This window comes from Streptomyces sp. NPDC055962, assembly GCF_042270185.1.
Classification (GTDB): Bacteria; Actinomycetota; Actinomycetes; order Streptomycetales; family Streptomycetaceae; genus Streptomyces.
The window spans coordinates 501,868-528,548 of sequence record NZ_JBHJYN010000004.1; the positions used below are offsets into that span (position 1 = coordinate 501,868).

Sequence of the window (26,681 nt, forward strand, 5' to 3'; positions counted from 1 at the left end):
GGCCGTCCGCCCCGGGGTGCGTCATCCGACCACGGCGTCCTCGGACTCCCAGCGCAGCAGGTCGCCCGGCTGGCACTCGAGCACCTCGCAGAGTGCGGCGAGCGTCGCGAAGCGCACCGCCTTGGCGCGGCCGTTCTTGAGCACCGCCAGGTTGGCGGGTGTGATCCCGACGCGGTCGGCCAGCTCGCCCACGGACATCTTCCGCCTGGCCAGCATCACGTCGATGTCGACGGCGATCGGCATCAGATCACCTCGTCCAGCTCGGCCCGCATCCTGGACGCCTCGACGTCGCGGGCGACGGCCTGGACCAGCAGCGTCCGCATGACGAGCACGAGCAGCGCGACACCCAGAATGGCCAGGCCCACCCCGCCCATGATGACGGTGACGCCCGGGTCCTCCCGCTGCCCCGGAGCGTTCAGGGCCGTGACCGTGAACCACACGAGGGAGGCCGCCACGATCGCGCCGATCACGGTGTCCACGTACCGGAAGGCGGCGTGGGAGAACACGGTTCCGCGCCGCACCATCGTCACCAGCCGCCACACGCAGGCCAGGGCGACCTGGACCGACACCATGCCCAGGATCGTGACCAGGCGCAGCGGGGTCAGCGGGAGGGACCCCTGTTCGGGGTCGGTGGCCAGCGCCCACACCATCGATGCCTGGACGAACACGGTGCCGGTCAGCACCACCACGAGAACGGCGCGCAGCGCGCCCACTGCCAGTTTCCCCACGACTCACCCTTCCATCGATTTACGATATGAATCTATCGAAACTCGATAGACCAGGCAAGGCGCGGGAAGGAAAGGAGGAGGAGAGGAGGGCGGCGGCGGTGGCGGACCGCCCGGGCGGGGAGTATGCGCCGGTGTCCTGCCGCCGCCGTCCTCAGGTGTCTCCGTCCCCGGCCTTCAGCCCTTCAGCTGGGTGAACCGGAGATGGTTTCCGAAGGGGTCGCGCAGGCCGCAGTCGATGCCGTACGGGCGCTCCGTCGGCTCGTCCGTGAACTCGACGCCCAGGGCCTTCAGCGTCTCGTAGGTCCTGCGGCAGTCGTCCGTGGTGAGGATCAGTGCGGCGCCCATCGCGCCCTTCGTCACCAGCGAGCGGACCTGCTCCGCCGTCTCCTCCGACAGGGCCGGAGGGCCGGGCTTCTCCAGCAGGACCTGGCGGTCGGGGTGGCCGGGGACGCTGACGGTGAGCCAGCGCATGAAACCCATGTCGACATCGGCGTTGACCTCCAGGCCGAGCTTGCCGACGTAGAAGTCGAGTGCTTCGTCCTGGTCGAGGACGTAGATCTGTGAGTGCGTGATGGCGTTGAACATGTGTCTCACGCTAGACGGACGGCCCGGCGGAAACTTATCCAGAACTGCTCGGTCGGCCACCGGCGTGGCGGGTGCCCGCGGGTCGGTCACCCGGTCGCGTCCAGGCTTTCGTGAAGCAGGTGGGGACGTCCGCGACCGCCGCCTCCTTGCGGTAGGTCCGCGGCGACCGGCCCACGATGTCGCGGAACGTGCGGCTGAAGGTGCCGGTGCTGCCGAAGCCGACCTCGTGGCAGATGTCCGTGACGCTGTGGTCGCTCTCCCGCAGCAGGAACATCGCCCGCTCGACACGGCGCCGCTGCAGATAGCGGTGCGGTGTCTCGCCGAAGGTGGCCCGGAAGGTGCGCGCGAAGTGCGCCGGGGACACATGGGCGATCCGGGCCAGGGCCGGGACGTCCAGGGGCTGGGCGTACGCACGGTCCATAGCGTCCCGCGCCCGGAGCATACGGCGGTTGTCGTCCTCCACGGTGCGGCTCACGACGTCCATCCCACCACGGCGCCCGTCGGCGGGCGCAGTGCTCAGGCGCGGGGCATTGTCACACCCCCTCCGTACGCTCGGGGACATGAGCGTTTCCCTGTACTACAGTGCGCGCCGGACGGCGCCGCCGACGGATGCCGAGACGGCCGCCGTCGAGCGCATCGTCGCCGACCGCACGGCGTCCTTCCCGTACGAGGACGAGGAGAGCCTGTACCTGTACGACGACGGTGGCAGCGAGCCGTCAGGGATACTGGCCGGATCCACCAAGATGCCGTTCGAGCCCGACCACGTCATACCGGTGCTCGACCATGTGCTGGGCTCCGTGAGCGAGTTGCGCCGCGCCCTGCCAGGAGCGGAGTGGCACGTACACCTGGACGACCTCGACGTTCCGTGGGACGACACCGACGGTTACGTCTTCCCCGGCATGCGGGACGCGGGTCCGGCAGCCGGGCCTGACGGCTTCTGAGGCCTGCACCGGCACGCTGCCGGCTCACACCGGATCCGGGCCCGTGCGCCGTGTGTCCCCGCCTTCGTCAGGCGGGGACACACGGGAACGCACCGCGGACATCCGGCGGTCCGGTCACCGGCCGGTCGCGGTCGACGACCGTGCTCGGCCGGTCGATCCGGTCGTCCACGCCGCCTCGCGTCCACGAGGGTCTTCACCCCAGCAGGACGTCGTCATCGCCGAGACGCTTGAGCTCGCGATAGAGGATGGCCAGACCGGTGGCGACCTTGGCGGCTGAGACCACGGCGTCGACCAGCCGCAGGGCGTCGTTCTCCTCGCGGGCCGCCTTGGCCTGCTTCACGACGCCCAGTGCACTGAAAGCGGTGGTGCCGAGCGACAGGTACACCCTGGACCTGGTCTTCTTCTTGGCTGTTGCACTCATGGTGAGGACCTCCTTGCATGGCGGGTACCCCGAGACCGGCTTCGTGATCACTCCGTCCGCCACGCCTTCGGGCGTCACCGGGCCCGGCGTGCTCAACCGTCCTTGGCCGCAGTCATCCACAGCTCCACGTCCGAGATGATCAGTCGTCCCGGACGCTGCTCCGCCGTGTCCGGGACCTCGGCGCGCACCACGGGCTGGTCGCCCTTCTCCACCGTGACCTTCGTGCCGTCGAACTTCGGCGCACCGGCGTCGACCGCCGCCCGCAGCTTGCGCTCCAGGTCCTGGGCCGTCGCGTCGTCCCTGGCCACGAAACAGAGCACCTCGGTGTTCTCGGCCGCCGAGGACGCCTGCTGGCCCAACGCGGCAAGGGGCACCGGAGCGGAGGAGCCGGCTGGGTTGAAGTCCGCGCGGTAGACGTCCCCCAGGCACTCGGCCGCACGTCGGAACCGCTTGTCGTCGGCCAGGGAGGAACCCTTCTCCGGCATGACGGCCGACATCGGCTCGGAGTCCCGGCCGGAGTAGGAGATCTCGGCGTCGGAGACCTGGAGCGAGGGCCCCGTGTCCCCGGGAGTCCAGACCTTACGGCCGTCCTTCTCGCTCTGCGTGTAGCCGTTGGACGTGAGTGACTTGGTGATCGCCGATGAGTCGAACGAGCCTTCCCAGTGACCGACCTCGCTCGTGTCGATCGCCCTGTCGACCTGGCTCACGTCGAAGCTCTGCCCGAACAGACGGGATCCGTCAGGACCCAGCAGGGAGCTGGCCGGCTCCGCGATGGAGGAGAACCGCCTCGATCCGCCCTTGCTCAGCTTCCGTACGGCGGCGGCGTCGAGAAAGGTCACCTGCTTCGTACCGCTGTCACGTGCGAGCGTTCCGAGCCCGGTGAGCAGCGTGGACGTACGGTCGTCGTCCCCGGAGCCGGACGAACAGCCGGTGACCGCAGCCAGAAGGACCGTGGCGAGAGCGGCGGCGCCTGCCACCGGTCCGCGTGGTGTTATGCGCATGATCGGGCAGCGTATACCGCTGCGGATCGAGCATCGGGACAGCGAGGGCCGGCCGAGGGGGCGGCGCCCGCCCCTGCCTCGACGTGCCGGGCCCGAAGCCGCGGTCCGCCCCACGGGCGGATGTCAGATGAGCGGAGAGAGCTTCTTCGCCGTACTGCAGTGCTCGGTCCGCCCGTGCCGCCACAACTGCACCGCGGTCAGAGTGAGGAGCGCGGCGAACACCAGGACGAAGACGCCCGCGATCACCGTCTGCCGGCCGGCCCCGCCCGCCCCGTCGTCGAGGGAGAGCAGGCCGAGGGCGGACAGCAGCATGCCCGCCAGATACACCGAGCGGATGCGCCGCAGCTGCCGCACCGCACGAGGAGCAAGAGCGAAACGCTTCACGAGAGCCATACTCACCTTCGTACCCCCTACGGGAGTGATGAGACATCGGCTCGTCGGACAACTGCCGCGAGCGGATGCGCCCTTGCACGTGGCGACGGCCGTATTCCGGGCACCGGAAGGGGTAACCCGCCGACCGACCACCGTGAGGAGCCGACCGTGGCCCTGGTACAGCTCGATCTGCCCGACCCGACGGCCCTGCGAGGACGCTGGGCGGCACTCGCCGCCGTACGGGCCGCCGCAGGGCGCGGTGAGCGGTGCCGGGCGCTCGGCCCGCTCTGGCACTACGACGACGGACACGGCAGCTGGGCCGATCTGCACCGTGTCGACGAGGGACGTGCCGTCCTGCTCGGCCAGGACAGGAACGACTCGGAGACGTACTACGCCGAAGCCGCCGACTTCTTCGAGGAGAAGGAGACCGACCTGTTGGACGGTGCGCCCGGCTGGTGGGAGCAGCCCGTCCGCCGGGCCAGGGACGAGGAACTCTTCCTCGGCTTCGTGTACGGCTTCGACGGCGGCATCTGGCAGCGTGCGGAGTACCGGCTCGATGACGGGTTCGCGAGTGTGGGGCTCCCGGCTCTCAGCGAGGAGCGGACCCGTGAAGCTGTGCTGGCCTCCCTCCCGACCGCGGCCGGAACCGGCGCGTCCGGACCGGCCGAGGGGGTTGTCGAGGCGCTGATCGCCGCTGATGCGCAGATCGATCCCGCCCTGGTCGCCGCCGTCGTTCCCTCCGGCTGGGACACGCATGCCGGGGCGGCGGCGGCCCGCGCGTTCCTCGGCGGGTGAGCGGCTGGGGCGGAGCCCAGGCAGCACCCCTGACTCGGGCGCTCACCATCATCAAGTATCTTGATTATTGAAATACATTGAGTCGTGCGAGGGGAGTCCCGGGTGATCTCGTCGGCGTTCGCCGTACTCGCGGCCGCGCAGCTGTGGCTGGCGGTGTCCACGGGACGGTACTGGCGGGCGACACCCTGTCTGCTGACGGCCGTGCCGACCCTGGTCTGCTCCGCGCTGGTCTGGGACAACGCGGTGATCGCCGTGGGGAGCCTGGCGGGAGTCGGGCCGCTGCTGGAGTCGATGAGCGTCCCGCGCTTCGTCGCGCATGCGCTGCTGACGCCCTTCCTGGTGCTGTGGTCGTTGTCCGCCGTGGACCGGGCGGGGCTGCGCTGGGCGGCGCGGCCGTCGGTGCGGGTGACGGCCGTCGGCCTCACGGTCCTTCTGGTCGCTGCGGGCGTGCTCCACGACATCCTCGGTCTGTCGCTGCGTGCGGAGCGCTGGGCGGGCTCGCTGCGCTATGTGAACGACGCGCCGTCACCGGTGGGCCCGCTGCCCGCAGTCATCACCGGGCTGGTGGTCCTCGCTGCCGGGATCGTGCTGTGGCGGTGCACCGGGTTCGGGCGGCTGGCGCTCACCGCCGCCGTGATGGTCGCGGTCTCAGGGGCGGCCGCTGTGGTACCGGTGCTCGGCAACGCGGGAGAGGTCGTACTCGGCATCGGGCTGCTGCTGACCGTCCGGAAGCTCCTGCCCCTGCCCCGGCAGGAGCGGCGGACTCCGCAGGCCGAAGCGGTCACACCACCGAGGTGACGCGGGGGTCGCCGCCGCCGCGCCCGTGCCGATGAGTTGGCTTTTTCCTCATCCTGAGGCCGGGCCGCGCGCGGGCCATGTCCTATGTGTGGTTCCGGCCACCACAGGAATCGGCGGCACCCGGCGGATGGGCGGGGAAGGGGCCGTCCTCGGTGGCCCCGGTCCCCGGCAGGACCGGATTCCCCAGCAGGACCGGATTCCCCGGCCGAGGTCCCGTTCACGGGCCGGTGGTCAGTGCTCCGCGTCCGACGGCACGAATCTGCTCAGCCGGTAGGTCGTCGGGTGGGTCAGGCGTCCGCACAGGACGTCGATGCGCAGCTCCGACGGATCCCCCAGGTGCGGGTCTGCCCGCAACCGTCGTACGTGGTGCTGGAAAACGGCCTGGTCCTGGGTCTCCAGCACGACGTCCCAGTGGCCTGACCGGTCCGCCTCCCAAGCCCGCCCGCGGGCGTTCCCGCGCTTGCGCTTCCTCTGTCCTGGCACGGTGTCCAGCCTGGCGGTGTCGGCCTGTCTCCGCAAGGTCCGTCCGTCCTGCTCCCGCCCGAAGTCCCGCGGCGGCGGTGGCCGGCGGCCGTGCGGGCGCCCGCCGGGGAGTCGCCCACCGGGAGCGCGCGGCACCGGACGACCGTGAAGGCCGGGCGCCGGACGACCTTCCGATCGGTACCCAAAGCTTCACGCAACCTCCCTATAGTGGGGGCGCGTTGATCGTATGGCCGCAACGCCCGAAGCCGTCTCCCAGGAGTCCGTACGATGACGACCCCCTCCTTATCAGCCACGCCCGCACCCGTCGGAGGCTGCCCCGCGCACGCTGCCGTGCCGCTCAGCGGGCCCGAGTTCCACACGGAGCCGCAGGCCCTTTACCGGTCCATGCGCCACTCCTACGGGCCCGTCGTGCCCGTCGAGCTCCCGGGCGGCTTCCCGGCCTGGCTGGTCATCGGATACCGCGAGCTCCACCAGGTCACGAGCGACGGTGAGTTGTTCCCCCGCGACGTCGGCCTGTGGAACCAGTGGGAGCACATACCGGAGGACTGGCCGCTGCTCCCCATGGTCGGACGGCCGATGCCCTCCATCTACTTCACCGCAGGTGCCGAGCACCGGCGGCACTCCGAGATGGTCGTACCCGCACTCGAGGCCGCGGATCCCTTCGAGATCCGGGAGCACTGCGAGCAGCTGGCCGACCGCCTCGTCGACGCCATCTGCGCCCGGGGGACCGCCGACCTCGTCGCGGAGTTCGCCGAGCCGCTGCCCGTGCTCGTCCTCGCCCGCCTCGTCGGATTCCCGGACGACGAGGGCGCGGACATCGCCCGGGTCCTGAAGGACCTGGCCGACGGAGGGCCCGGCGCCCAGGAGGCTTACGGCCGCTTCGGGGAGCACATGCAACGGCTGGTGGCCACCAAGCGGGCCGCACCCGGCGACGACGTCACCTCCCGGATGCTCGCCGACCCGGAGCCCTTCACCGACGAGGAGTACGCCCTCGATCTCATGGCCGTCACCGCCGCCGGGCACCTCACCACCGCCGACTGGATCAGCAACTCGCTCCGGCTGATGCTCACCGAGGACCAGTTCGCCGACTCCCTCGCGGGAGGGCACCGCAGTGTCGGCGACGCGATGAACGAAGTCCTCTGGGAGGAGAGCCCCACCCAGATCCTCGCCGGGAGGTGGGCGGTCCGCGACACGCAGCTCGGCGGCCGGACCATCCGCGCGGGGGACATGCTCCTGCTCGGCCTGGGGGCGGCCAACACCGACCCGCTGATACGCCAGGAGATGAGTGCGGCGGGCACGGGGCACCACTCGGGGAACGGGGCGCACCTGGCATTCAGCCACGGGGAGTACCGCTGCCCCTTCCCGGCGCAGGAGATCGCGGAGACGATCGCCCGTACCGCCATCGAGGTCATCCTCGACCGGCTGCCCGACCTCGAACTCGCCGTACCCGCCCAGGACCTGGTGCGGCGGCCGTCCGCCTTCCTGCGCGGGATGAACTCCCTTCCCGTCCGGTTCGCTCCCGCACACACGACAGGAGACCTGCTGTGACCTGCCCCTACGCGACCGTGGTCGTCGATCCCATGGTCCAGGACCTCGACGGGGAGACCGAGAAGCTGCGCGCCTCCGCCCCGCTCGCCCGCATCGAGCTGCTCGGGGTCCCCGCCTGGACCGTCACCAGCCATGCAGAGGCCCGCCAACTCCTCGTCGACACACGCCTGGTGAAGGATCTGGACTCCTGGGGTCTCTGGCAGAGCGGGGAGGTCACCCATGCCTGGCCGTTGATCGGCATGATCGACGCCGGGCGCTCCATGTTCACCGTGGACGGCGAGGAGCACCGCCGGCTGCGGACGAAGACCTCCCAGGCGCTCACCCCGCGCCGGCTGGAGGCGATCCGGCCGGACATCGAGAAGTTCACCGAGGAACTGCTGGACGCGCTGGCCGCACAGGGTGAGGACGGGGCCGTCGACCTGAAGGCCCTGTTCGCCCAGCCGCTCCCGATGAAGGTGGTCGGCCTCCTGATGGGGGTGGACGAGGCGTTGCACCCCATGCTGACCAGGCAGTACAAGGCCTTCTTCTCCATGCTCACCCCGCAGGAGGACCGGATGGCCCTGCTGGCCGAGCTCGACGTCTTCTACGCCGAACTGGTGCGGGAGAAGACCGCCCACCCCACCGACGACCTCACCAGCGCGCTGATCCTCGCCGAGGAGGGCGGGAGGCCGCTCACCGAGGAGGAGGTCGTCGGCAACCTCAAGGCGATGGTGGCAGCGGGGCACGAGACGACCATCGGGCTCATCCTCAACGCCGTACGCGCCCTGCTCGCCCACCCCGACCAGCTGCGGATGGTGCTGGACGGGGAGATCCCGTGGGAGACGGTGATCGAGGAGACGCTGCGCTGGGACACGCCCACCACACACCTGCTGATGCGGTTCGCCACCGAGGACATCCAGATCGGCGACCAGGTGATCGTCAAGGGGGAGGGCGTGGTGATCTCCTACCGGGCCATCGGACGCGACGTCGTCCAGCACGGCGAGGGCGCCGGCGCCTTCGACATCACCCGCCCGACGCCGATCCGGCACATGACCTTCGGCCACGGGCCCCACATCTGCCCCGGGGCCGCGCTGTCCCGGGTCGAGGCCGGCATCGCGCTGCCCGCGCTGTTCGCACGCTTCCCCGAGCTGAAGCTCGCGATCGCCGACGACGAGATCCGCAAGCTGCCGGTGATGACGCAGAACGACATGGAGGCCTTCCCGGTGCTGCTGCGCGGCTGAGGGGTGCGGGGCGGCCGGGGGTGTCGCCACGGACCGGAGCGGGCCCGGGCGAAGGGCCCCGTCCATGGCGGCACGGCTTCCCCGTTGCCGCGGCGCTCCAGGCGGCATCGCTTCCACGGTCCTGCGATGCGTCAGCGGCACCGCTTCCGTACCGGCGACGCTTTCGGCGGCACTGCTTCCGGGACACCGCTCCCGGACTCGTTCGTCCGAGATCTCGGACGCCGTCCGATTCCTCGGAGGAAGTAGCCGCTCCACGGCAACCCATCGCGTACCGGCGGCGACTGCGGGGTGCACTCCCCACCCCCGACCTCAAGGAGGTCCCCTCATGAGCCGCACTCTGAGGAGAACCCTCGCCGTCCTCCCCGCCGCGCTGCTGATGGCCCTCGTGCCGGGCAGCGCGTCCGCGTACCCCAACCCGGGTGTCGTCAACGGCGACATCGTCGTCCACGACCCCAGCATGGTCCGCAGCACGTCCGGCCAGTACCTGCTCTACTCGACCGGTGAGGGCCTCCAGCTCCGCACCTCCACCGACCGCACCGCCTTCGGCCGCTCCGGAAACGCCTTCACCACCAAGCCCTCCTGGTGGAAGAACTACTCCTCGGCATCCGACCCCTGGGCCCCGGACATCTCCTACCGGGGCGGCACGTACCTGATGTACTACGCCGTCTCGTCGTTCGGTTCCAACACCTCGGCCATCGGCCTGGCGGCCTCCACCACCGGCCAGGCCGGGAGCTGGAGCGACTACGGGATCGTCTACACGTCGAACGCGTCGAGCGACTACAACGCCATCGACCCCAACCTGTTCGTCGACGACGACGGGAAGTGGTGGCTCTCCTTCGGATCCTGGTGGACCGGGATCAAGATGATCCGGATCGACCCGTCGACCGGCAAGCAGTACGCGGGGGACACCGCCCGCCGTTCCCTCGCCTCCCGGCCGACCGGGACCAAGGCCGTCGAGGCCCCCTCCGTCGTGAAGCGCAACGGCTACTACTACCTCTTCGCCTCGTACGACACCTGCTGCGCCGGCACCAGTTCGACCTACAAGATCAAGGTGGGCCGGGCGACCAGCGTCACCGGTCCCTACAAGGACAAGAACGGCGTCAGCATGCTCAGCAACGGCGGGACGCCCGTCATGGAGTCGCACGGCCGCTACATCGGACCCGGCGGTCAGTCGATCCTGGCGGACTCCGACGGCGACCTGCTCGTCTACCACTACTACGACGGCCAGGACAACGGCACCCCGAAGCTCGGCGTCAACCTTCTGAACTGGAGCAGCGGATGGCCCGTCGCCTACTGAGTCTCCTGAGCGCCCTCCTGCTGGCGCTCGCACTGGGACAGCCCACGTCGGCCTCCGCGGCCGAAGGGCGCCCGTACACCAATCCCGTCAAGGCGCAGAAGGGCGCCGATCCCTGGATCTCGTACCACGACGGCTCCTACTACCTGGTGTCGACGAGCTGGACCGACGTCATCACCATGCGGAAGTCGCCGACACTGGCCGGGCTCTCCACCGCGCCGAGCGTGCAGGTCTGGCAGGGCGACGCCGCCTCCCGGTGCTGCAACATCTGGGCGCCCGAACTGCACTACTCGGGCGGCCGCTGGTACCTGTACTACGTGGCCGGGCAGAACATCACCGACTACAACCCCACACAGCGCACCCATGTGCTGCAGAGCGCGGGCTCCGACCCGATGGGGCCCTACACGTACAAGAACCAGCTCGGCAGCACCTGGATGCTCGACCCGAGCGTGCTCACGCTCAACGGGTCCATGTACCTCCTGGGCAGCGCGAGCGGCGGCGGTACGCAGAACCTCGTCATCGCGCCGATGTCGAACCCGTACACCCTCAGCGGCTCCTTCTCCACGATCTCGACGCCCGCCTATGGATGGGAGAAGTCGGGCGGCACCGTCAACGAGGGGGCCGAGGTCCTCCAGCGGGGTGGGAAGACGTTCATCGTCTACTCCGCCAGCGGCTGCTGGACCCCCGACTACAAGCTGGGCCAGCTCACCCTGACCGGCTCCGACCCGCTCTCCGCGTCGTCCTGGACGAAGAAGTCCACCCCGGTCTTCCAGCGGAACGACGCCGCCGGGGTCTACGGGCCGGGACACAACGGCTTCTTCACCTCGCCCGACGGCACGGAGAACTGGATCGTCTACCACGCCAACGACTCGGCGTCCGACGGCTGTGACAACGGCCGTACGGCGCGGGCGCAGAAGATCGGCTGGAACTCCGACGGCACCCCGGACCTCGGGACGCCCGTCGCCCTCGGCAGGACATCGGCCGGGCCCTCCGGCGAGTCGGCCGCGACCCCGGTCGGCTACACCGTGGTCAGCCGGGCCACCGGTAAGTGCCTCGACGTCAGCGGGGCGTCGACCGCCGACGGAGCCGACGTCCGGCAGTGGACGTGCGACGGCACCGCCAAGCAGCGGTGGCGCGTCGAGGACCGGGGCGACGACACGAGCAGGCTGGTGAACGCCGCGACGGGCAAGGTGCTCGACACGGCGGACTGCTCGGCGGCCGACGGCGCCGACCTGCGCCAGTGGTCGTGGCTCGACAACACCTGCCAGCGCTTCCGGTTCGTCACCACGGAGGCCGGTGGCTGGGTGCGCATCGTCAATCAGGCCACCGGGAAGGTCGCCGACGTGGCGGACTGCTCGACGGCGGACGGCGCCGACGTACGGCAGTGGACCTGGCTGAACAACACCTGCCAGCAGTTCAAGCTCGTCCCGGTGTCCTGAGGACGCGTTCTTCGGGCGCGTGGCCGGATTTCGTGGTCCCGGACTCGCCCGGGGCCCGGTGTCCCCGGTCCCGTGATCCGGACCTCGCGACGCCGGTCTCGTGATCCCGGCCTCCTGAGGGCCGCCGCAGCTCACGGGTCCCGGCCCGTATGCTGCGGCGGCATGGCCGACCTCCTCGCCCTCGCCCCGCAGCGATCCTCCACAGCCGCCCTGCTGGCCGGCGCGGCGCGGGAACGCGGGATGGAGGTGACGATCCTGCCGCGCGACGGGCTTCCCGGCCGGCTCCCGCCGGGTGCCGGCGCGCACTACTACGGGGGACCGCGCTTCGCCGCCTCGGTCGTCGGCCGGCTCGGCATCGCCCTGCTCGAACCGGCCGAAGGCTGGCTGGACACCCTGCCGTACGCGGTCACGGGGCGCCACGTCCGGTGCGTACCGCTCAGCGAGGCCCGCGGCACACCGGGCCCGCTCTTCGTCAAACCGCCCACCGACAAGAGCTTCCCCGCCGCGGTGTACGCGGACGGCACGGCCTTGCGCGCCCCCGCGGGCGGCCGGGTCGACCCCCTCGTCCAGGTCAGCGAAGTGGTCACCTGGATCAAGGAGTTCAGGCTCCATCTGCTGGACGGGGAGATACGGACCGGCTCGCAGTACGCCACGTTCGGGCGGCTCGATCCCGCGCCGCTCACCGGCCACACGGACGAGCCCGCCGTTCGCGCCTTCCTCCGGGGGCCGGCCGCGGCGTGTGCGGACACCCTGCCCAGCGGCGTGGTGCTCGACGTCGGACTGATGCGCAGGGGCGACGACCACGGCAGCGAGCAGTGGGCGGTGGTCGAGGCGAACATGGCCTGGTTCAGCAACGTGTACGCCGCCGACCCCGCCCGCGCCCTCGACGTGGTCCTCCGCTCGGCCGGCCCCGGCAGCGGCGTACGGCAGCAGGACGCACCGTTCCTGCGACCGTGACGGCGGGGTCCCGGAGGCCCGTGGCCGCGGTCCCGGCAGCCGAGGCGCCTGAGCCTCGGCCCCAGACCGGCGCAGGACCGCGGCATCGGTGGCGGCAGGGCTGCGGCACAAGGGCTCTGGCATCGGTGGCGGAAGAGCTGCGGCAACGACGGAGCCCGAGCACCCGGCAACCTTTGGGACGGCTGCGGCGACTACTGCCCGGAACCCCACCTCTTCCCGACGGATTCGCGACGAATTCCCGACGAACGGAATCTGGTCATGGCAGCCGATCGACGACGCCCCGCCCTCCTCCCCGGACCGCGCGGGGCAGCCACCGCGGGGGCGGCGGCGCTTCTGGCCGTCGCCGCCGTCTGGACGTCCGGGGCGGCGTCCGGGGCGGAAGCGGCGACCATGCTCACCGTCGCCAAGGACGGCAGTGGGCAGTACTCCACCGTCCAGGCGGCGGTCAACGCCATCCCTGCGGGCAACACGGCACGGGTCGTCGTCTCCATCAAGCCGGGGACCTACCGCGAGCTGGTGAAGATCCCCTCCACCAAGCAGAACGTCACCCTCCAGGGCAGTGGTTCCAGCCGCAACGACACCGTCATCGTCTACAACAACGCCTCCGGAACCCAGAAGCCCGACGGATCGGGCCCCTACGGGACCGGTGGCAGCGCGACCGTCGCGGCCGAGGCCAACGGCTTCCAGGCACGCAACCTCACGATCTCCAACGACTTCGACGAGGGCGCGAACCAGAACATGAGCGGCCTCCAGGCGGTCGCTCTGCGCACCGCCGCGGACAAGGTCTTCCTGGACTCCGTCATCGTCACGGGCGATCAGGACACCCTGCTGCTCGACACCGCCTCCAAGGCGACCCTCGGCCGCGTCTACATGACCAACTCCTACGTCGTCGGCAACGTCGACTTCATCTTCGTACGGGCCACCGCGGTGATCGACAAGTCGGTCATCACGCTGAAGAAGCGGTGGGACGGCAGCTCCGCCGGCTACATCGCCGCGCCCAGCACGGCGGCCGACCGCAAGGGCTTCCTGATCACCGGCTCGACCGTCAACGGTGACGTCTCGGCGTCCTCCTTCCACCTGGGCCGTCCGTGGCACGCGGGCGGTGACGCCTCGCTCGACCCGATGGCCACCTTCCGCGGCACGACGCTCAGTTCGGCGATCAAGCCGGCCCCCTGGACCGACATGAGCGGCTTCTCCTGGAAGGACGACCGCTTCGCCGAGTACAAGAACACCGGAGCCGGATCGGGGGCCGCGAGCAGCAACCGCCCGCAGCTCACCGATTCCCAGGCCGCGGACCAGGAGACCGCCGACTGGCTGGCAGGCTGGACACCGTCGGCGTCCTGAGTCACGGTGAGTGGCAGAGCCCCTGCCGGTGCGCGCCGGTCCTGGCAGGACCTCTGTCGGCAGTAGCCGATCGAAGCGCTTCGACTCCACTCTGGACACTACCTGTGAGCGAGTCTAGGCTCCTCGGTGTCTGTGCATGTCAGAGTGCGAAGGGGAGCACAGCAAGGCGCTGTCGAAGCGCTTCACCCGCTCTCCCTTGCGGTCACCATCTGTAGGGGAGAAGCCGAATGGTCACGCTTGCCGAGGTCGCCCAGCACGCCGGAGTCTCCGCGAGCACGGTGAGCTACGTCCTGAGCGGCAAGCGGTCGATCTCGGCCTCCACCCGGGAACGGGTGGAGCACAGTATCCAGCAGCTCGGCTACCACCCCAACGCCGGTGCGCGCGCCCTGGCCAGCAGCAGGTCCAACATCATCGCGCTCATGGTGCCGCTGCGCACGGACATGTACGTGCCGGTGATGATGGAGATCGCGATCGCCGTCGCCACGAGCGCCCGCACGCACGGCTACGACGTCCTGCTGCTCACCGGCGAGGAGGGCCCGGCTGCCGTCCGCCGGATCGCGGGAAGCTCGCTGGCGGACGCGATCATCCTCATGGACGTCGAACTCCACGACGAACGGCTCCCGTTGCTCCGCGACTCCGGCCGGACCGCCGTCCTGATCGGGCTGCCCGCCGACACCTCAGGGGTGACCTGCGTGGACCTCGACTTCGAGGCCACCGGGGCGCTGTGCGTGGACCACCTCGCCGGCCTGGGACACCGCGAGGTGGCGGTCATCGGCGAGGCCGCCGCCGTCTACGAACGCCACACCGGCTTCGCCGAGCGGACCGTCGACGGCATCCGGGCCAAGGCGCAGGAGGCGGGGATGCGCATCCTGCACCGGCCCTGCGAGGGCGGGTACGCCGCGATGGCCGGGACCCTGGGCCGGATCTTCGACGAACGGCCGGGGACGACCGGCTTCATCGTCCAGAACGAGGCCGCCGTCGAGCCGCTGCTCAACCTGCTCCAGCAGCAGGGCCGCGCGGTGCCGGAGGACGTGTCCGTCGTCGCCGTCTGTCCCGAACAGGTCGCCACCCAGGCCTCGGTGAGACTGACCTCCGTGGCCATCCCGGCCCAGGAGATGGGGCGCCGCGCGGTGGAGCAGGTGGTCGCGAAGCTCGGCGGCCGGGGTACGGACGAAGTGCAGCTGCTGGAGCCCGTCCTGACGGTGCGTGCGAGCTCCGGACCCGCTCCGGTATGAAGCGCGCGAACGGGGCTCACCCGTTCGGGTGGAGTGTGTCCCGGGGGCCTTGCCGTGCGGCTCGGGAACATGTGTCACAGGTGGTCAACAGGCCCTGAAGTGAAGCTGGTTGCTGAAGATCCGACGTGATAACTTCACGGTCTGTCATAGAGGCGTTACCGACTCGACGGGGGTGGTCGGTGGTGGTGCACGGGCTGCCCGGGGCGGATGAGCCGGACGGGGCGAGGGTGAAGCTGGTCGGCGTGCTGGTCGAGTACCTGTGCGTACAGGACTTCGTGACCGACCGGGACCAGTGTGCTCAGTTCGTCGACTTCGCCGGGGAGCAGATCGGCGTGAAGATCACCTACAGGCGGCAGAATCCGCGGGTCGACATGCTGTCCTTCGTCAGGGACGTCCTGAAGGACCCCATGGGCCTCTCGGCGCTCATCTTCGCTGCCGGCGTCATCGCGGGACCCGAATGCGAGGCGCAGCTGACCCTGCTCGCGAAGGATGCCGGGTTCGACGTACCCGTGATCGGGGTCGCCCCGGAGTTCACCGACAGCGCGGTGCGGGAGATCCATCGGCTCTTCGCGGACGTGCGGCGCTTCGACGACGGCCGACTCCACGCCGTGCTCAACCATGAGCTGGGGGTCGCCGTGCCGTACGGCCAGACCCCCGCCCAGCGCTTCGACTACCTGCGCGGGTCCAACACCCAGGCCGACGGGCTGCCTCCGGCCCTGGTGCTCGTCGAGGTCACCGCCCTCCTGGAGGGACCTGTACTCCGTGAGCGGCTCCGTGAGTGGTCGGACGCTTGGGCCGGAGAGGCCGGCCCGGAGGCGGTGCACGCCCTGGACGAGCGCAGGCGCGCGATCGAGGCTCTGCCGACGGCTGATCCCGACGTCGCACGTTGTCTCGTCGTGATGGTGGAGCCTGCGGACGACAGTTCGGCCGATATCTACGTACGCCACTGGGTCAATGCCGCGCCAGGTTACTGGGAGCCTGTGGCAGGGGACGTGCGCCCCACGACGCTCGACCACCTGGCGGGTGAGGTGGAGCGTGCCATCGGGCGGGGGCAGGAACGCTGGGCCCGTCTCCCGGTGATGGAGAACGAGCCGCCTGCGCAGGTCGAGTTCGTCCTCCCGTTCACGCTGCTCAACCATGACATGGCCCGTTTGGAAATGGGTACCTGGAGTGGTGACCCGCTGCCGATCAGCCTCCGCTTCCATGTCCATCTCAGGTCCCTCGAACGTATGAGGGCGGCGCACAGGGATGGATATCTGCCTCTGTGGCGGGAACGCTGGACTCAGCTCAGGAACGCCGGTGTGGCCGAGTCGTATCGCTGGCACGGCGAGGAGGGTGAGCGGCTCGACCGCTGGCGTGCCACGCTGATAGCGAACCCGGACCTGACCGCTGTCATCCTCGATGTTCCCGCACTGCCCGGTCACGGCCTGGAAGCACTCGTCACCGCGATCGCTCAGGGGGTGGGCCTTGCAGCCTGGGACCGGAGAACGGACAGCCCTGATCTGTCGGGCGAGGTGCTGACGCTCTTGCTGGCTCACCCTCCCGCGCAAATCCCCTCGAAGGTCAGCGCGCTGCGCAAGAAGGCCGAAGGGATGAACCGTGACAACTGGTCCCTCGGGAAACATCTGGCCCTTTTATGGGATGACCCCAATCGCCTGATCGACTGCGAGGAGTTGACAGCATGACCGAGCAGGCCTCGGCAGCGCAGTCCGTCACGCCCCCTTCCTGGAGGGTGTTCCACGCAACAGGGAAGCCCCCGGCCGGGCTCCCTCCCGCGCTGCCGCAGCCACCGCCCTGGCGGGTGTTCTCGGGAAGCCCGCTGCAACAGGATCCGCCCGAGGACGCCCAGTCGGCGCTGCGGCGACTCGGAACGGTCCAGGAAGGGCCTCAGTTACGCGAGGAGGAGATCAACGCGGTCAACGCCGCCCTCCTGCTGCGCCGCCCCCTGCTGATCACCGGACCGCCGGGCGTCGGCAAGTCCACCCTCGCCTATCTGATCGCCCGGGAACTGGGGCTCGGGCGCGTACTGCCGTGGAGCATCGTCAGCCGGACCACGCTGCGAGGCGGTCTGTACGAGTACGACGCCATCGGCCGTGCGCAGGCCATCGCCGCCTGGCGTGCGAGTGGAGCCACGGAGGGAAACGGCACGGAGAACGTCCCCGACCTGGGGGACTTCGTCACGCTCGGCCCGCTGGGGACGGCCCTGCTGGCGTACGAGCGTCCCAGGGTGCTGCTCGTCGACGAGCTGGACAAGAGCGACATCGATCTTCCCAACGACCTTCTGCATGTCCTGGAGAACGGCAGCTACGAGATTCCGGAACTGGTGCGCGCCGACGTGAGCGCGGTCTCCGTCTTCACCGACGACCCCCAGAAGCGAGCGGTCATCGAAGCCGGACGGGTCGAATGCGCGGAGTTCCCCGTCGTCGTGATCACGAGCAACGGCGAACGTGAGTTCCCGGCCGCCTTCCGGCGCCGCTGTCTGCCGCTGGAGATGCGTCCCCCCAGCCGCGAGCAGCTCGTCTCCATCGTGGTCAGCCACCTCGGGCGGCGTCCTGAAGGCATCGAGGAACTCGTGAACGACTTCGTCAGACGTCTCGACGGCGGGGGTACGCAGTCCGTCGATCAGTTGCTCAATGCCGTGCAGCTCACCACCGCTGACGGATTCCGGGCGGACGGCGACGGGCGCAATCTGCTCGAGATGCTCCTCCGCGATCTCTCGAAGGGCCGCTGATGAACGGCTCGCCGAGGGAGCGCGCTCCGGACACGGCGTCCGCGAAGGCCAAGGGCCCCCACGACGAAACGGACGGCGAGGCGAGCTGGCAGGACCTCGCCGACAGTGTCTGGCTCGCGGCGGCCTGGCATCGGGCGGACCGCGCGGCGTCCGGGGAGGCATCCGGGCCGACGCCCCCACCTGACGACGTGACGGAGTTCCCTCCCGATGCGCCGGCCACCCCCTTCGACCCGGGGCCGTCGGAGACGGTGCCTGCCGGGAGCAGCATGGTGGACCCCCGGACGACGGTCGTCCAGGGCGTGGACGTGCACCGGTACGGCCGGCCTGAGGCGGTCCTGCCGCACGAGCCGCGCACCGCCCGCCGCGTGGGGCCGCTGCATCTGGCCAAGGCCCTGCGTGGACTCGGCCGTCTGGTGCCCTCGCGCCATGAGAGCCGCCTCGACGAGGCGCGCACCGCGGAGAACGGCGTCATCGACGGACTGTGGATTCCGTACCTCGACCCGGTCCAGGAGCGCGCCTTCGACCTGATGCTGCTCGTCGACACGGCGCCCACCATGCCCGTGTGGGACAGCTCCTTACGCCAGTTGTCCGACGAGGCCGTGCGCAGCGGGGCCTTCCGGGACGTCCGTACGGTCGACGTGTCCCTGCCCGGCGGGGAGGCGCCCGTCCTGCGCTGGCCCGGCAACCGGCGGGCCGACCCTGCCGAGCTGCTGGACGGGCGAGGCTCGCGGCTGTTCCTCGTCGTGACCGACGGCCTGGCGCCGGGCTGGGCCGAGGGCGGTGCCGACGAACTGCTGGGGAGACTCGCGGCGTCCGGGCCCACGGCCCTCGTCCACCTGCTCCCCCCGTACCTGCGCCACAGGTCCTCGGTCTACCCGTTCCGGGCCCGGCTGGACGCCGCGGGGTTCGGAGCGCTCAACAGGCACTTCATGTGTCATCCGCCGCAGGGCGTACCCGAACACGCGCACCTTCTGCCCGACGCGGGGGACGGGTCCGTGGCCGTGCCGGTCCTCAGCCTGCGTCCAGGGTCGTTCCGTGCGTGGGCGGATCTGGTCACCGGCGAACGCGGCGTGCGGCGGACACTGCCGGTCGTTCTGGCCGGAGCCATGGCCAAGGGCGTCGCTGCGGCCGGGCTGCGGGCCCCCGGAATCGACGGCCCACGCGCGGCAGCCGACGCCGTGCGCCGATTCTTCTCGCTGGCCAGCCCGCTCGCACGGCAACTCGCCGTCCTGCTGGCCGTCGCTCCGATGAGATTCGACATCATCGAGGAACTGCGCGACCGGGCCTTCCCGGAGGCGCAGCCCGAGCACCTGGCCGAGGTGATGATGGGCGGATTGATCGACTGGGAACGGGACGGCGCAGACGGGCCCGACTTCGCCGACGGCATTCGTGAAGCCTTGCTCGCGACCGGAAATCGAACGCAACTCGCCCGGGCCGTGGGTCTTCTGGCGGAGTCCCGAGCGGGCGGCACGCAAGGAGTGCGACTGCGTGCGGCGTTGCGCGACCCGGCGCGGTCGAAGCTGCCGGGTGGAGAGGGCGGACCGGCCTGGCTGCGCATCGAACTGGCCGTCCTGCGTGCGCTGGGAGGACTCCCGTACCGGAATCGGGCATCACGCCTGAACGGTGCGATGCGGACCGGCGAGGTGGGGCCGACTGAGGGTACAAGAGATGATAAAGAGGCACCTGATGTGAATAAGAACGGCCCCGCTTCCCCGTCGCATCCGACGGTTCCCTCAGGAGGATCTGTGTCGCCGACGACACCACCCGTAGACACCGAGCAGGATCGGGTCGACGAGCGCACGCACGTCACAGCACCGGAGCTTCGGTTCGTCCGCACGGGCCAGCCGAAGATCATGGGCAACGTGCCGCCGAAGAACCCGAACTTCACCGGGCGGGAGATCCTTCTGGAGGCGGTGGAGCGGCAGTTGCGGGAGGACGAGACCACGGCGGTCCTTCCGCACGCTCTCCACGGCATGGGCGGCGTGGGGAAGTCGCAGATCGCCGTGGAGTACGTGTACCGCCACAGCGGCGAGTTCAACGTCATCTGGTGGATTCCCGCGGAACAGGAGAACCTGATCCTGGGCGCTCTCGCCGACCTGGCCCGCAGCCTCGGCCTGGAAGTCGGACCGCAGGCCAACGCGGCGGTGCCCGCCGTGCGTGAGGCCCTCCGCACGGGCAAGCCTTTCGACAACTGGCTGCTGGTCTTCGACAATGCCGAGGACATCGAAGTCGTCCGGAACTACTTCCCCAACGGCGGTCCGGGGAAGATCATCGTCACCTCGCGCAACCGCGAGTGGGAACGTGTCGCCACGCCCCTCAGCGTCGACGTGTTCGACCGGGACGAGAGCATCGCGCTCCTCCAGCGCCGCGCACGTGGCCTGAGTTCCGGTGACGCCGACCGGCTCGCCGCAGCACTCGGCGACCTGCCCCTCGCGGTCGAGCAGGCGGGCGCATGGCACGCGGCCACCGGCATGCCGGTGGACGAGTACCTCGACCTGCTGGAGGCACGCCGGCCCGAGATCCTCGATCTCGATCCGTCCCCCGACTATCCGCTGCCGGTCGCGGCGGTCTGGGACATCTCCCTCGGACGCCTCTCGCAGGACAATCCGGCCGCACGTCAACTCCTGGAGATCTGCGCCTGCATGGCGCCTGAACCCATTCCTCTCAACCTCTTCAGGGGCGGACGCAACGTCCAGGTCACCCCTGAGCTGGACCCCGTCCTGCGTGACCCCCTGCTGCTGGCCCGCGCCACCAGGGACCTGAGCAAGCTGTCGCTCGTGAGGCTGGACCACAAGACCTCGACCCTGCAGATGCACCGGCTGATGCAGAACGTGATCGTGGCCAGGATGGACCCCGAGGAGCGGACCCGGATGACCCGGGCGGCCCACCTGCTGCTGACGACGGCGAAGCCCGGGGCTCCCGCCTCGCCGGACCAGTGGCCCGCCTACCAGGCGATCCTCCCGCACGTCATCGCGTCCGGAGCGGTGGAGAGCTCCGACGCATGGGTCCGCGACCTCGTCTACGACATGGTCTTCTTCCTCTACTACTGGGGTGCCCACGAGTCCGGAGCGGCCCAGGCACGACTGGCCTGGTCCGCCTGGCGTGCCCAGTCCGGTGACGAGGACCTGCACGTCATCAGGATCACCAAGCTGCTCGGCTTCTACCTCCGGCTGCTCGGGCGCTCCGACGAAGCGGTCGCACACAACGAGAGGGCTCTGGCGATCTCGCGGGGCGCGCAGATCCCCGATGAGGAACTCATCGACTCCATGTGGCAGATGGCCGGTGCGCTGCGCCACCGGGGCGACTTCCTCAAGGCGAAGGAGCTGGCCGAGGAGGCGTTCACCCGGGCGAGCGATCTCTTCGGTCCCGAGGACCCCACGACCCTGAGCGCGGCACATGACTACGGCGTGACCCTGAGGCTGAACGGCAGTTTCACGCTCGCGCGGGAGCTCGACGAGGAGACCGCACGGCAGAGGGAACTGCTCTACGGACCGGTGAACGGGCTCACACTCAACACCCTCAACGGACTGGCCATCGACATGCGTGAGGCAGGCGACTACCTGGGCGCTCGCGCACTGCAGGAGTCCAACTACCTGCCCTACGTGACCCACTTCGGCGAGACCAACGCGGCGACCATCCGTGCCGCGCTGAACCTCGCGGTGTGCCGACGCAGGGCCGGTGTGGTCGAAGGAGGGTCCGACCTCGCCGAGCTGACCCTCGAGCGCTTCACCACCCGCTACGGTCTGAACAACACCGATGCGCTCGGTGCCGCGGTCCACGCCACGGTAGAGCGGCGGCTGAACGGCGACCTGGTGGGTTCCCGGGAACTGGGCGAGCAGACTCTGGCGGCCTATCGGAAGGTGCTCGGGGACCACCACCCGTACACGCAGTTCGCCAGGGTGAACCTCGCGGCGACGCTGAGGGCGCAGGGGGACACCGACCGGGCGGAGGCACTGGACGCCCAGGCACTGGAGGGTCTGGAAGCCGTCCTCGGCGCCAAGCACATCAACACGCTGACCGCGGCCATGTGCCGGGCGAACGACCACTACGCCCGGCTGGACTTCGCGCAGGCCATGGCCGTCGACGCGGACCTGCTCCCCAGGCTCACCGAGACGGCCGGTTCCGAGCATCCGGTGACGCTCGCGTGCACGGCGAATCTGGGGCTCGACCGGCGAGGGCTCGGCGAGTCGGATGAGGCAGACCGGCTCAACCGGGTCGCCGTCGAGGGCTTCGCGCGGGTGCTCGGGGCCAATCACCCCTGGCACACCGCTGCCAGGTTGCATCAGCGCATCGAATGCGACATCACACCGCTTCCCATGTGACGCGGAGGACCACCTAGGACACGCGGGCCCCGTCCACGGCGACGGACGGGGCCTCGCGACAGGGCGACGGGGGCGGACACATGACCGCAGTGGTTTTCATCCATGGCACGGGCGTACGTGAACCGCACCTCACGACGTTGTCCGGGCGGATCGTCTCGGGACTCGCGACGACCGCCCCCGGCGTGCGACTGACGGTGTACGACTGGGGCGGGTGCCATGGCGCGGCGCTGGCCGCGTCCGGCGCCAGCATCCCGGCCGCCCCGGGGGCGGGTACCGGCCGGAACACAGAGATCTCCTCAGAGGGTGACGAGGCGGAGGTGTGGGCCCGGCTGTACGACGACCCCTCGGCCGAGCTCGCCGCAGCGGCCACAGGTGCCGCCCGGCGTGTGACGCCACCCGGCGCGGCCCTCCCCGGCGAGCGCCCGAGGGCGTTGCTCCACGGCCTCGCGGCGCGCGGAACGGCCGGGGACGGCCGGCCGGTCCCCGGACTGGCCGAGGCGGCCGCCGGCCTGGCGCGCAGTCCGCTGCTGGGCCCCGCCTCCGACGCCCTGGGCCAGGAGGCCCTGGCATGGGTTCTCGCCCGGGCTCTGACGGCGACGGTGACCGCGCAGCAACTGGCGGCGGACAACCCCCTGCAGAGCGTCGGCGACGAGAGGGACGCGACCGTGGCGGTGCTCGCCGCGTACCTGGGAGCCGTCCCGTCCGGCACCGGTCGAGGTCCCTTGCTGCGGCTCGCGGGGAGGCCGCTCGTGCACCTCGGCTCCCGCTACGCCGTACGGCGCCGCCGCGCCCTCACCGACGCCGCACATCCGGCGGCAGGAGACATCCTCAAGTACCTGGCCCGGGGAGAGGGTATGCGCCAGGGCCTGCGGGAGCTGGTGGCGACGCTGGAGCCGCCCGTCGTCCTGCTCGGGCACAGCCTCGGCGGCATCATCGCGCTCGACACCCTCATATCCGGTCCGTTGCCCGGGGTGGAGGTCCTGATGACCGTCGGCTCCCAGGGGCCCTTCCTCTACGAGACGGGTGCGCTGCCCTCGCTCGTCCACCCGGACCCGCTCCCCGCCCACGTCCCGCCGTGGCTCAATCTCTACGACCGCCGGGACCTCCTCGGGTACGCCGCAGAGCCCCTCTTCCCCGGCCGGGCCCGGGACGTCGCCACCGACAGCAGGCAGCCCTTCCCCGTGGCGCACAGTGCCTACTGGACCGATCCGGCCGTCTACCGTGCGATCGGGGAGCAGCTGCCGTGAACCACGGACAGGTCCCGCCGGACCGCGTCTTCGCCTTGGTCGTGGGGATCGAGCGGTACGCCGCCGGTCCCGACTGGGACCTTCCGGGACCCGCGCGGGACGCCTTGCGCTTCCGCTCCTGGCTGCTGGCCCGTGGAGTCCCCGACGCCAACATCCAGCTCCATCTCGCGCCGCTGCCCGGTGCCGTACCCGACCTCCCGTTCCGTCCGGCCGACCACGACTCCCTCAGGCGCGCCTTCGTCAAGGACGTCACCGACCGCAGGGACGAGGCTCTGTGGGTGTGGTGGGGCGGACACGGCGTGCTGGACACGGACGAGAGCATGGCGCTCTACACCTCCGATGCCACCCTGTCGGACCGCCGCGCGATCCATGTCGAATCCGCGCTCACCCGGCTGCGGAGCGACGCGACGCCGGGTCTCGGGGTGCAGATGTGGATGGTCGACGCGTGCCGCACCTTCGACGAGCAGCACGGCTTCCCCCAGACGCTGTCCAGCGAGCGCTTCCCCACCGGGGCGCGGATCGCCGAGCACCGGCAGACGCTGATGTTCGCGGCCGGCCGCGGACAGCGGGCGGGCAACGATCCGGACCGGCGACTCGGCTTGTTCTCGGACATCGTTCTGTGTGAGCTTTCAGCCGATCCGATGCCGGAGCCCCTGCCTCTCTTCGATGCCGTGAAGGCGCGCATGAGCGCCCTGCGCGCGGCAGGCCACACCGCTCAGGTCCCCTGCCTCCGTCTGGAGACGCCGGGGTACAGCGAGCGCGTTCCCCAGGCACTGCCGCCGGACGCGAGCCCGGCCACCGGACGGAACGGAGCCCCGACTGCCCGGATCATCGCGGCGCTCATGGCGTATCCGCTGATGAACGACCGGGACGAGAGGCAGGTCCTGGTCAACGAGCTGCCTTCCACGGTGGTCGCCCGGATGCCGAGGCACGCCATGCCTCGAACCGACGTGATCGGTATGGTCCGTGCGCTGCGAGCGAGCCCGCAGGGCCTGTGGAAGCTGTACGAAGCCGTCACGCTGATCGACGACGATCCCGATCGTGCAGCGGAACTCAGCTCCTCCGTGGAGGATTTGCTGGGCGGTCCGGGCGCTGCCATGTGAGCTGCTGGCGTGATCACACGGGTTTCGGGAAGGGGTCTCAGTCGTCATGATGGAGTAAACGGTGGCATCCTGTGCCACCGCTCGCGAAGGGGGAGCGCGTCTTGTACCAGCCGGTGCCCGCCGACGGCACACCCGATCACATCGAGTCCGACGTCATGGACCTGACCTTCCTGGGCGTCACCGATCTGAGGCGCCTGCCCGCTCCGGACGGGACCGCACGGCTCCTTGCCGAACTCCGGCGTGCACGCACCAACGCGATGGGCGGTGGCGAACCGGGCCGGGCCGAGTGACCGTCCGCCGCGAGCAATCCGTCCACGACAGGGAGCGAGATGTACGCCCCGATCCGCATGCCCGGCCACCTGTTCGACGAGATCGCCGCGGGCGGCGGATCGCCCGAGGCCGTGGCGTTCCTGGTGCGGGGCGAGCGTACGCGCCGTCTGCTGCTGCTGCGTGAACTCCTCGACGCCTTCGAGGCCGACCCCGGCATCCTCGGCCCCCTGGACGCGGCGACGCTCTGGCCCACCCTGGAGGCGGCGGCCGCCCGCGCGCCCGAGCAGGTCGACGGCCTGCTGCTGACCCCCCAGGTCGGCAGCTGGCTCGCCCACACGCTCCGCCGGCTGCACGGCACGGCCTCCGGCCCGCCCCTGTGGGCGGACGCCGGCCAGATCGCCGCTGTCGCCGCCGCGGCGGCCCTCCACGCGGGGACGGCCGCCGACCTCCTCCTGCCCGCCCGGGGCGCGGCCGTCAGCCTGCCCGCCCTGGGGCTGGTCCGGCTGCCCGGGCCGGACGGCGACGTGTTCCACGCGGTACGGGCGCTGATCTCCGGCGGGGCCCTCACCGTCCGTACCAGGCGCGGTCCCGATGTCGTCGTACGCCCCCTCACCGAGCCGGAGTCGGAGCGCTGGCTGCCCGTGCACCGGCTGGACACCGGTACCGGCGGGCGTGCCGTGCAGCTCGACGACCTGGACCCCTACCGCGACCTCGACGAGCCGATCGCCCCGCGCCGCCTCGATCCCGGCGAACTCCAGCACTGGCAGGCCCTGTTCCGGGACGCAGTGGCCCTCCTGAGCCGAGGCGGCAGCGGGCCCGGCGGGCTGCGGCCCCAGGAGATCAGCCGCATCGTGCCCTGGCACGCAAAGGAGGACGAGAGGGCCCTCCCCGTGCCGGCCGAGGGGCTCAGCGCCTCCACCGGCGACGCCTTCGGCTCCATGGTGGTCGCCCGTCCGCGCGACGGTCTCGCGCTCGCGGAGACCCTCGTGCACGAGTTCCAGCACAGCAAGCTCGGTGCCCTGCTCCATCTGTTCCCCCTCATCGAGGACGACCGGTCCGAGCGCCACTACGCGCCCTGGCGCGCGGACCCCCGACACCTGCCCGGCCTCCTGCACGGCGCGTACGCGTTCGTCGGCGTCACCGGATTCTGGCGGGAGCGGATCGGGGACCCGGCTGCCGACCGGGACGGCCGGGCGCCGTTCCTCTTCGCGCTCCGCCGTCTCCAGACCCGGATGGTCCTGCGCACCCTGGCGACACGGGCCGCGCTCACCGGACCCGGGCGCCGGCTGGTCACCCGGCTCTCCGGGACGGTCGACGGCTGGTTGAGGGAGCCCCTGGACCCCGCGACCGTGGCCAAGGCGCGGGCCTCCGCCGTCAGCCACCGGGTGGAGTGGCGCCTGCGCAACCTGCGCTGCGGCGAGGACGACCGGGGCACGCTCGTCAAAGCCCTGCGCGCCGGCGCGGCTCCGGTGCGGACCGGTGAGCCCCTGGTCGCGCCCGAACCGGGTCGTGGGTACTGGCACGACGACCGCGTACGGCTCTACCAGCAGCGGGAGTTCAGGGCAGGCCGGGCGCCCACGGCCGACGAGCTGCTCGTCGGGGGTGATCCGGAGGCGGCGCGGGCCCTGTACACCGAGCGACTGCGCGAGCCCGGTCCGCCCGACCCGCACGCGCTGTCCGGCTGGCTGCTGGCGCACACGCAACTGCACCCGCGCGAGCGCCGGCTGCTGGCCCGCCCCGAGCGGTTCGCGGCGCTGCTGGAGGTGTCCCCGCCCGGCCGCTGGACGGGGACCGCGCACTGGCTGGCGGGTGACTCCGTCCGGGCCTGACGGGCAGGCAGCTCCGCC

The 26,681-nt window shown here is 70.8% G+C and carries 24 protein-coding genes and 1 pseudogene; 17 read left to right on the forward strand and 8 right to left on the reverse strand.

What is annotated here, in order from left to right:
* Positions 1 to 21: 21 nt before the first annotated feature.
* The 4 genes from ACFC51_RS15870 to ACFC51_RS15885 form a co-directional block, all read right to left on the reverse strand.
* On the reverse strand, positions 22 to 243 hold the full coding sequence (locus tag ACFC51_RS15870) for a helix-turn-helix domain-containing protein (RefSeq protein ID WP_376370102.1): 222 nt from the start codon (positions 241 to 243) through the stop codon (positions 22 to 24).
* The gene (locus ACFC51_RS15875) at positions 243 to 728 is read right to left on the reverse strand and encodes a DUF2975 domain-containing protein (protein WP_376529144.1); all 486 of its coding nucleotides are present in this window, start codon (positions 726 to 728) and stop codon (positions 243 to 245) included. Before ACFC51_RS15875 ends, ACFC51_RS15870 begins: the two co-directional genes overlap by 1 nt.
* Before the next feature lie 174 nt (positions 729 to 902).
* The gene (locus tag ACFC51_RS15880; protein WP_376370106.1) at positions 903 to 1,313 is read right to left on the reverse strand and encodes a VOC family protein; all 411 of its coding nucleotides are present in this window, start codon (positions 1,311 to 1,313) and stop codon (positions 903 to 905) included.
* 34 nt (positions 1,314 to 1,347) lie between these two features.
* Complete coding sequence (locus ACFC51_RS15885) at positions 1,348 to 1,788, reverse strand: helix-turn-helix domain-containing protein (RefSeq protein ID WP_376370107.1); 441 nt, start codon at positions 1,786 to 1,788, stop codon at positions 1,348 to 1,350.
* 85 nt (positions 1,789 to 1,873) lie between these two features.
* Here ACFC51_RS15885 and ACFC51_RS15890 point away from each other — a divergent pair, with 85 nt between their 5' ends.
* Positions 1,874 to 2,254 carry a hypothetical protein gene (locus ACFC51_RS15890; RefSeq protein WP_376370109.1) on the forward strand — a complete coding sequence of 127 codons (381 nt, stop codon included), beginning with the start codon at positions 1,874 to 1,876 and terminating at the stop codon, positions 2,252 to 2,254.
* 193 nt (positions 2,255 to 2,447) lie between these two features.
* Here the strand turns inward: ACFC51_RS15890 and ACFC51_RS15895 are convergent, their stop codons facing one another.
* From ACFC51_RS15895 to ACFC51_RS15905, 3 genes are all read right to left on the reverse strand, one after another.
* Positions 2,448 to 2,675, reverse strand: a complete 228-nt coding sequence (locus tag ACFC51_RS15895) for a hypothetical protein (protein ID WP_376370111.1) — start codon at positions 2,673 to 2,675, stop codon at positions 2,448 to 2,450.
* A 92-nt stretch (positions 2,676 to 2,767) separates the two neighbouring features.
* Positions 2,768 to 3,676 carry a hypothetical protein gene (locus ACFC51_RS15900; protein ID WP_376529147.1) on the reverse strand — a complete coding sequence of 303 codons (909 nt, stop codon included), beginning with the start codon at positions 3,674 to 3,676 and terminating at the stop codon, positions 2,768 to 2,770.
* Between the two features lie 123 nt (positions 3,677 to 3,799).
* Positions 3,800 to 4,069: a hypothetical protein gene (locus ACFC51_RS15905; RefSeq protein ID WP_376370114.1), complete on the reverse strand. Its 270-nt coding sequence runs from the start codon at positions 4,067 to 4,069 to the stop codon at positions 3,800 to 3,802.
* A gap of 147 nt (positions 4,070 to 4,216) precedes the next feature.
* Here ACFC51_RS15905 and ACFC51_RS15910 point away from each other — a divergent pair, with 147 nt between their 5' ends.
* Positions 4,217 to 4,843 (forward strand): proteophosphoglycan 5, encoded by a 627-nt coding sequence (locus ACFC51_RS15910; protein WP_376529149.1) that lies wholly within the window; start codon positions 4,217 to 4,219, stop codon positions 4,841 to 4,843.
* A gap of 102 nt (positions 4,844 to 4,945) precedes the next feature.
* Positions 4,946 to 5,641: a hypothetical protein gene (locus tag ACFC51_RS15915; RefSeq protein WP_376529152.1), complete on the forward strand. Its 696-nt coding sequence runs from the start codon at positions 4,946 to 4,948 to the stop codon at positions 5,639 to 5,641.
* A 231-nt stretch (positions 5,642 to 5,872) separates the two neighbouring features.
* On the opposite strand, the gene ACFC51_RS15920 is transcribed toward ACFC51_RS15915, so the two are convergent.
* The gene (locus ACFC51_RS15920; protein ID WP_376370118.1) at positions 5,873 to 6,124 is read right to left on the reverse strand and encodes a hypothetical protein; all 252 of its coding nucleotides are present in this window, start codon (positions 6,122 to 6,124) and stop codon (positions 5,873 to 5,875) included.
* A gap of 267 nt (positions 6,125 to 6,391) precedes the next feature.
* Between ACFC51_RS15920 and ACFC51_RS15925 the strand changes: the two genes are divergently transcribed.
* From ACFC51_RS15925 to ACFC51_RS15990, 14 genes and pseudogenes are all read left to right on the forward strand, one after another.
* On the forward strand, positions 6,392 to 7,672 hold the full coding sequence (locus ACFC51_RS15925) for a cytochrome P450 (protein WP_376529155.1): 1,281 nt from the start codon (positions 6,392 to 6,394) through the stop codon (positions 7,670 to 7,672).
* Between the two features lie 32 nt (positions 7,673 to 7,704).
* Positions 7,705 to 8,892: a cytochrome P450 gene (locus ACFC51_RS15930; RefSeq protein ID WP_376370187.1), complete on the forward strand. Its 1,188-nt coding sequence runs from the start codon at positions 7,705 to 7,707 to the stop codon at positions 8,890 to 8,892.
* A gap of 325 nt (positions 8,893 to 9,217) precedes the next feature.
* Positions 9,218 to 10,189, forward strand: a complete 972-nt coding sequence (locus ACFC51_RS15935) for a family 43 glycosylhydrolase (RefSeq protein ID WP_376529157.1) — start codon at positions 9,218 to 9,220, stop codon at positions 10,187 to 10,189.
* Positions 10,171 to 11,625 (forward strand): family 43 glycosylhydrolase, encoded by a 1,455-nt coding sequence (locus ACFC51_RS15940; protein ID WP_376529160.1) that lies wholly within the window; start codon positions 10,171 to 10,173, stop codon positions 11,623 to 11,625. Before ACFC51_RS15935 ends, ACFC51_RS15940 begins: the two co-directional genes overlap by 19 nt.
* 162 nt (positions 11,626 to 11,787) lie before the next feature.
* Positions 11,788 to 12,582 carry an ATP-grasp domain-containing protein gene (locus tag ACFC51_RS15945; protein ID WP_376529163.1) on the forward strand — a complete coding sequence of 265 codons (795 nt, stop codon included), beginning with the start codon at positions 11,788 to 11,790 and terminating at the stop codon, positions 12,580 to 12,582.
* 372 nt (positions 12,583 to 12,954) lie between these two features.
* A pseudogene (locus tag ACFC51_RS15950) lies at positions 12,955 to 13,926 on the forward strand (pectinesterase family protein); the annotation flags it as partial.
* 227 nt (positions 13,927 to 14,153) lie between these two features.
* On the forward strand, positions 14,154 to 15,161 hold the full coding sequence (locus ACFC51_RS15955) for a LacI family DNA-binding transcriptional regulator (RefSeq protein ID WP_376370125.1): 1,008 nt from the start codon (positions 14,154 to 14,156) through the stop codon (positions 15,159 to 15,161).
* A gap of 227 nt (positions 15,162 to 15,388) precedes the next feature.
* Complete coding sequence (locus ACFC51_RS15960) at positions 15,389 to 16,846, forward strand: hypothetical protein (RefSeq protein WP_376529166.1); 1,458 nt, start codon at positions 15,389 to 15,391, stop codon at positions 16,844 to 16,846.
* The gene (locus ACFC51_RS15965) at positions 16,843 to 17,892 is read left to right on the forward strand and encodes an AAA family ATPase (protein ID WP_376529167.1); all 1,050 of its coding nucleotides are present in this window, start codon (positions 16,843 to 16,845) and stop codon (positions 17,890 to 17,892) included. Before ACFC51_RS15960 ends, ACFC51_RS15965 begins: the two co-directional genes overlap by 4 nt.
* Complete coding sequence (gene fxsT, locus ACFC51_RS15970) at positions 17,892 to 22,214, forward strand: FxSxx-COOH system tetratricopeptide repeat protein (RefSeq protein ID WP_376529169.1); 4,323 nt, start codon at positions 17,892 to 17,894, stop codon at positions 22,212 to 22,214. Before ACFC51_RS15965 ends, fxsT begins: the two co-directional genes overlap by 1 nt.
* 80 nt (positions 22,215 to 22,294) lie before the next feature.
* Complete coding sequence (locus tag ACFC51_RS15975; protein WP_376529172.1) at positions 22,295 to 23,461, forward strand: hypothetical protein; 1,167 nt, start codon at positions 22,295 to 22,297, stop codon at positions 23,459 to 23,461.
* Positions 23,458 to 24,564, forward strand: coding sequence for a caspase family protein (locus tag ACFC51_RS15980; RefSeq protein ID WP_376529174.1), 1,107 nt, complete (start codon positions 23,458 to 23,460; stop codon positions 24,562 to 24,564). Before ACFC51_RS15975 ends, ACFC51_RS15980 begins: the two co-directional genes overlap by 4 nt.
* Before the next feature lie 101 nt (positions 24,565 to 24,665).
* The gene (locus ACFC51_RS15985; protein ID WP_376529177.1) at positions 24,666 to 24,854 is read left to right on the forward strand and encodes an aldo/keto reductase; all 189 of its coding nucleotides are present in this window, start codon (positions 24,666 to 24,668) and stop codon (positions 24,852 to 24,854) included.
* Between the two features lie 39 nt (positions 24,855 to 24,893).
* Positions 24,894 to 26,663, forward strand: coding sequence for an HEXXH motif domain-containing protein (locus ACFC51_RS15990; RefSeq protein WP_376529179.1), 1,770 nt, complete (start codon positions 24,894 to 24,896; stop codon positions 26,661 to 26,663).
* The last annotated feature ends 18 nt before the right edge of the window (positions 26,664 to 26,681 follow it).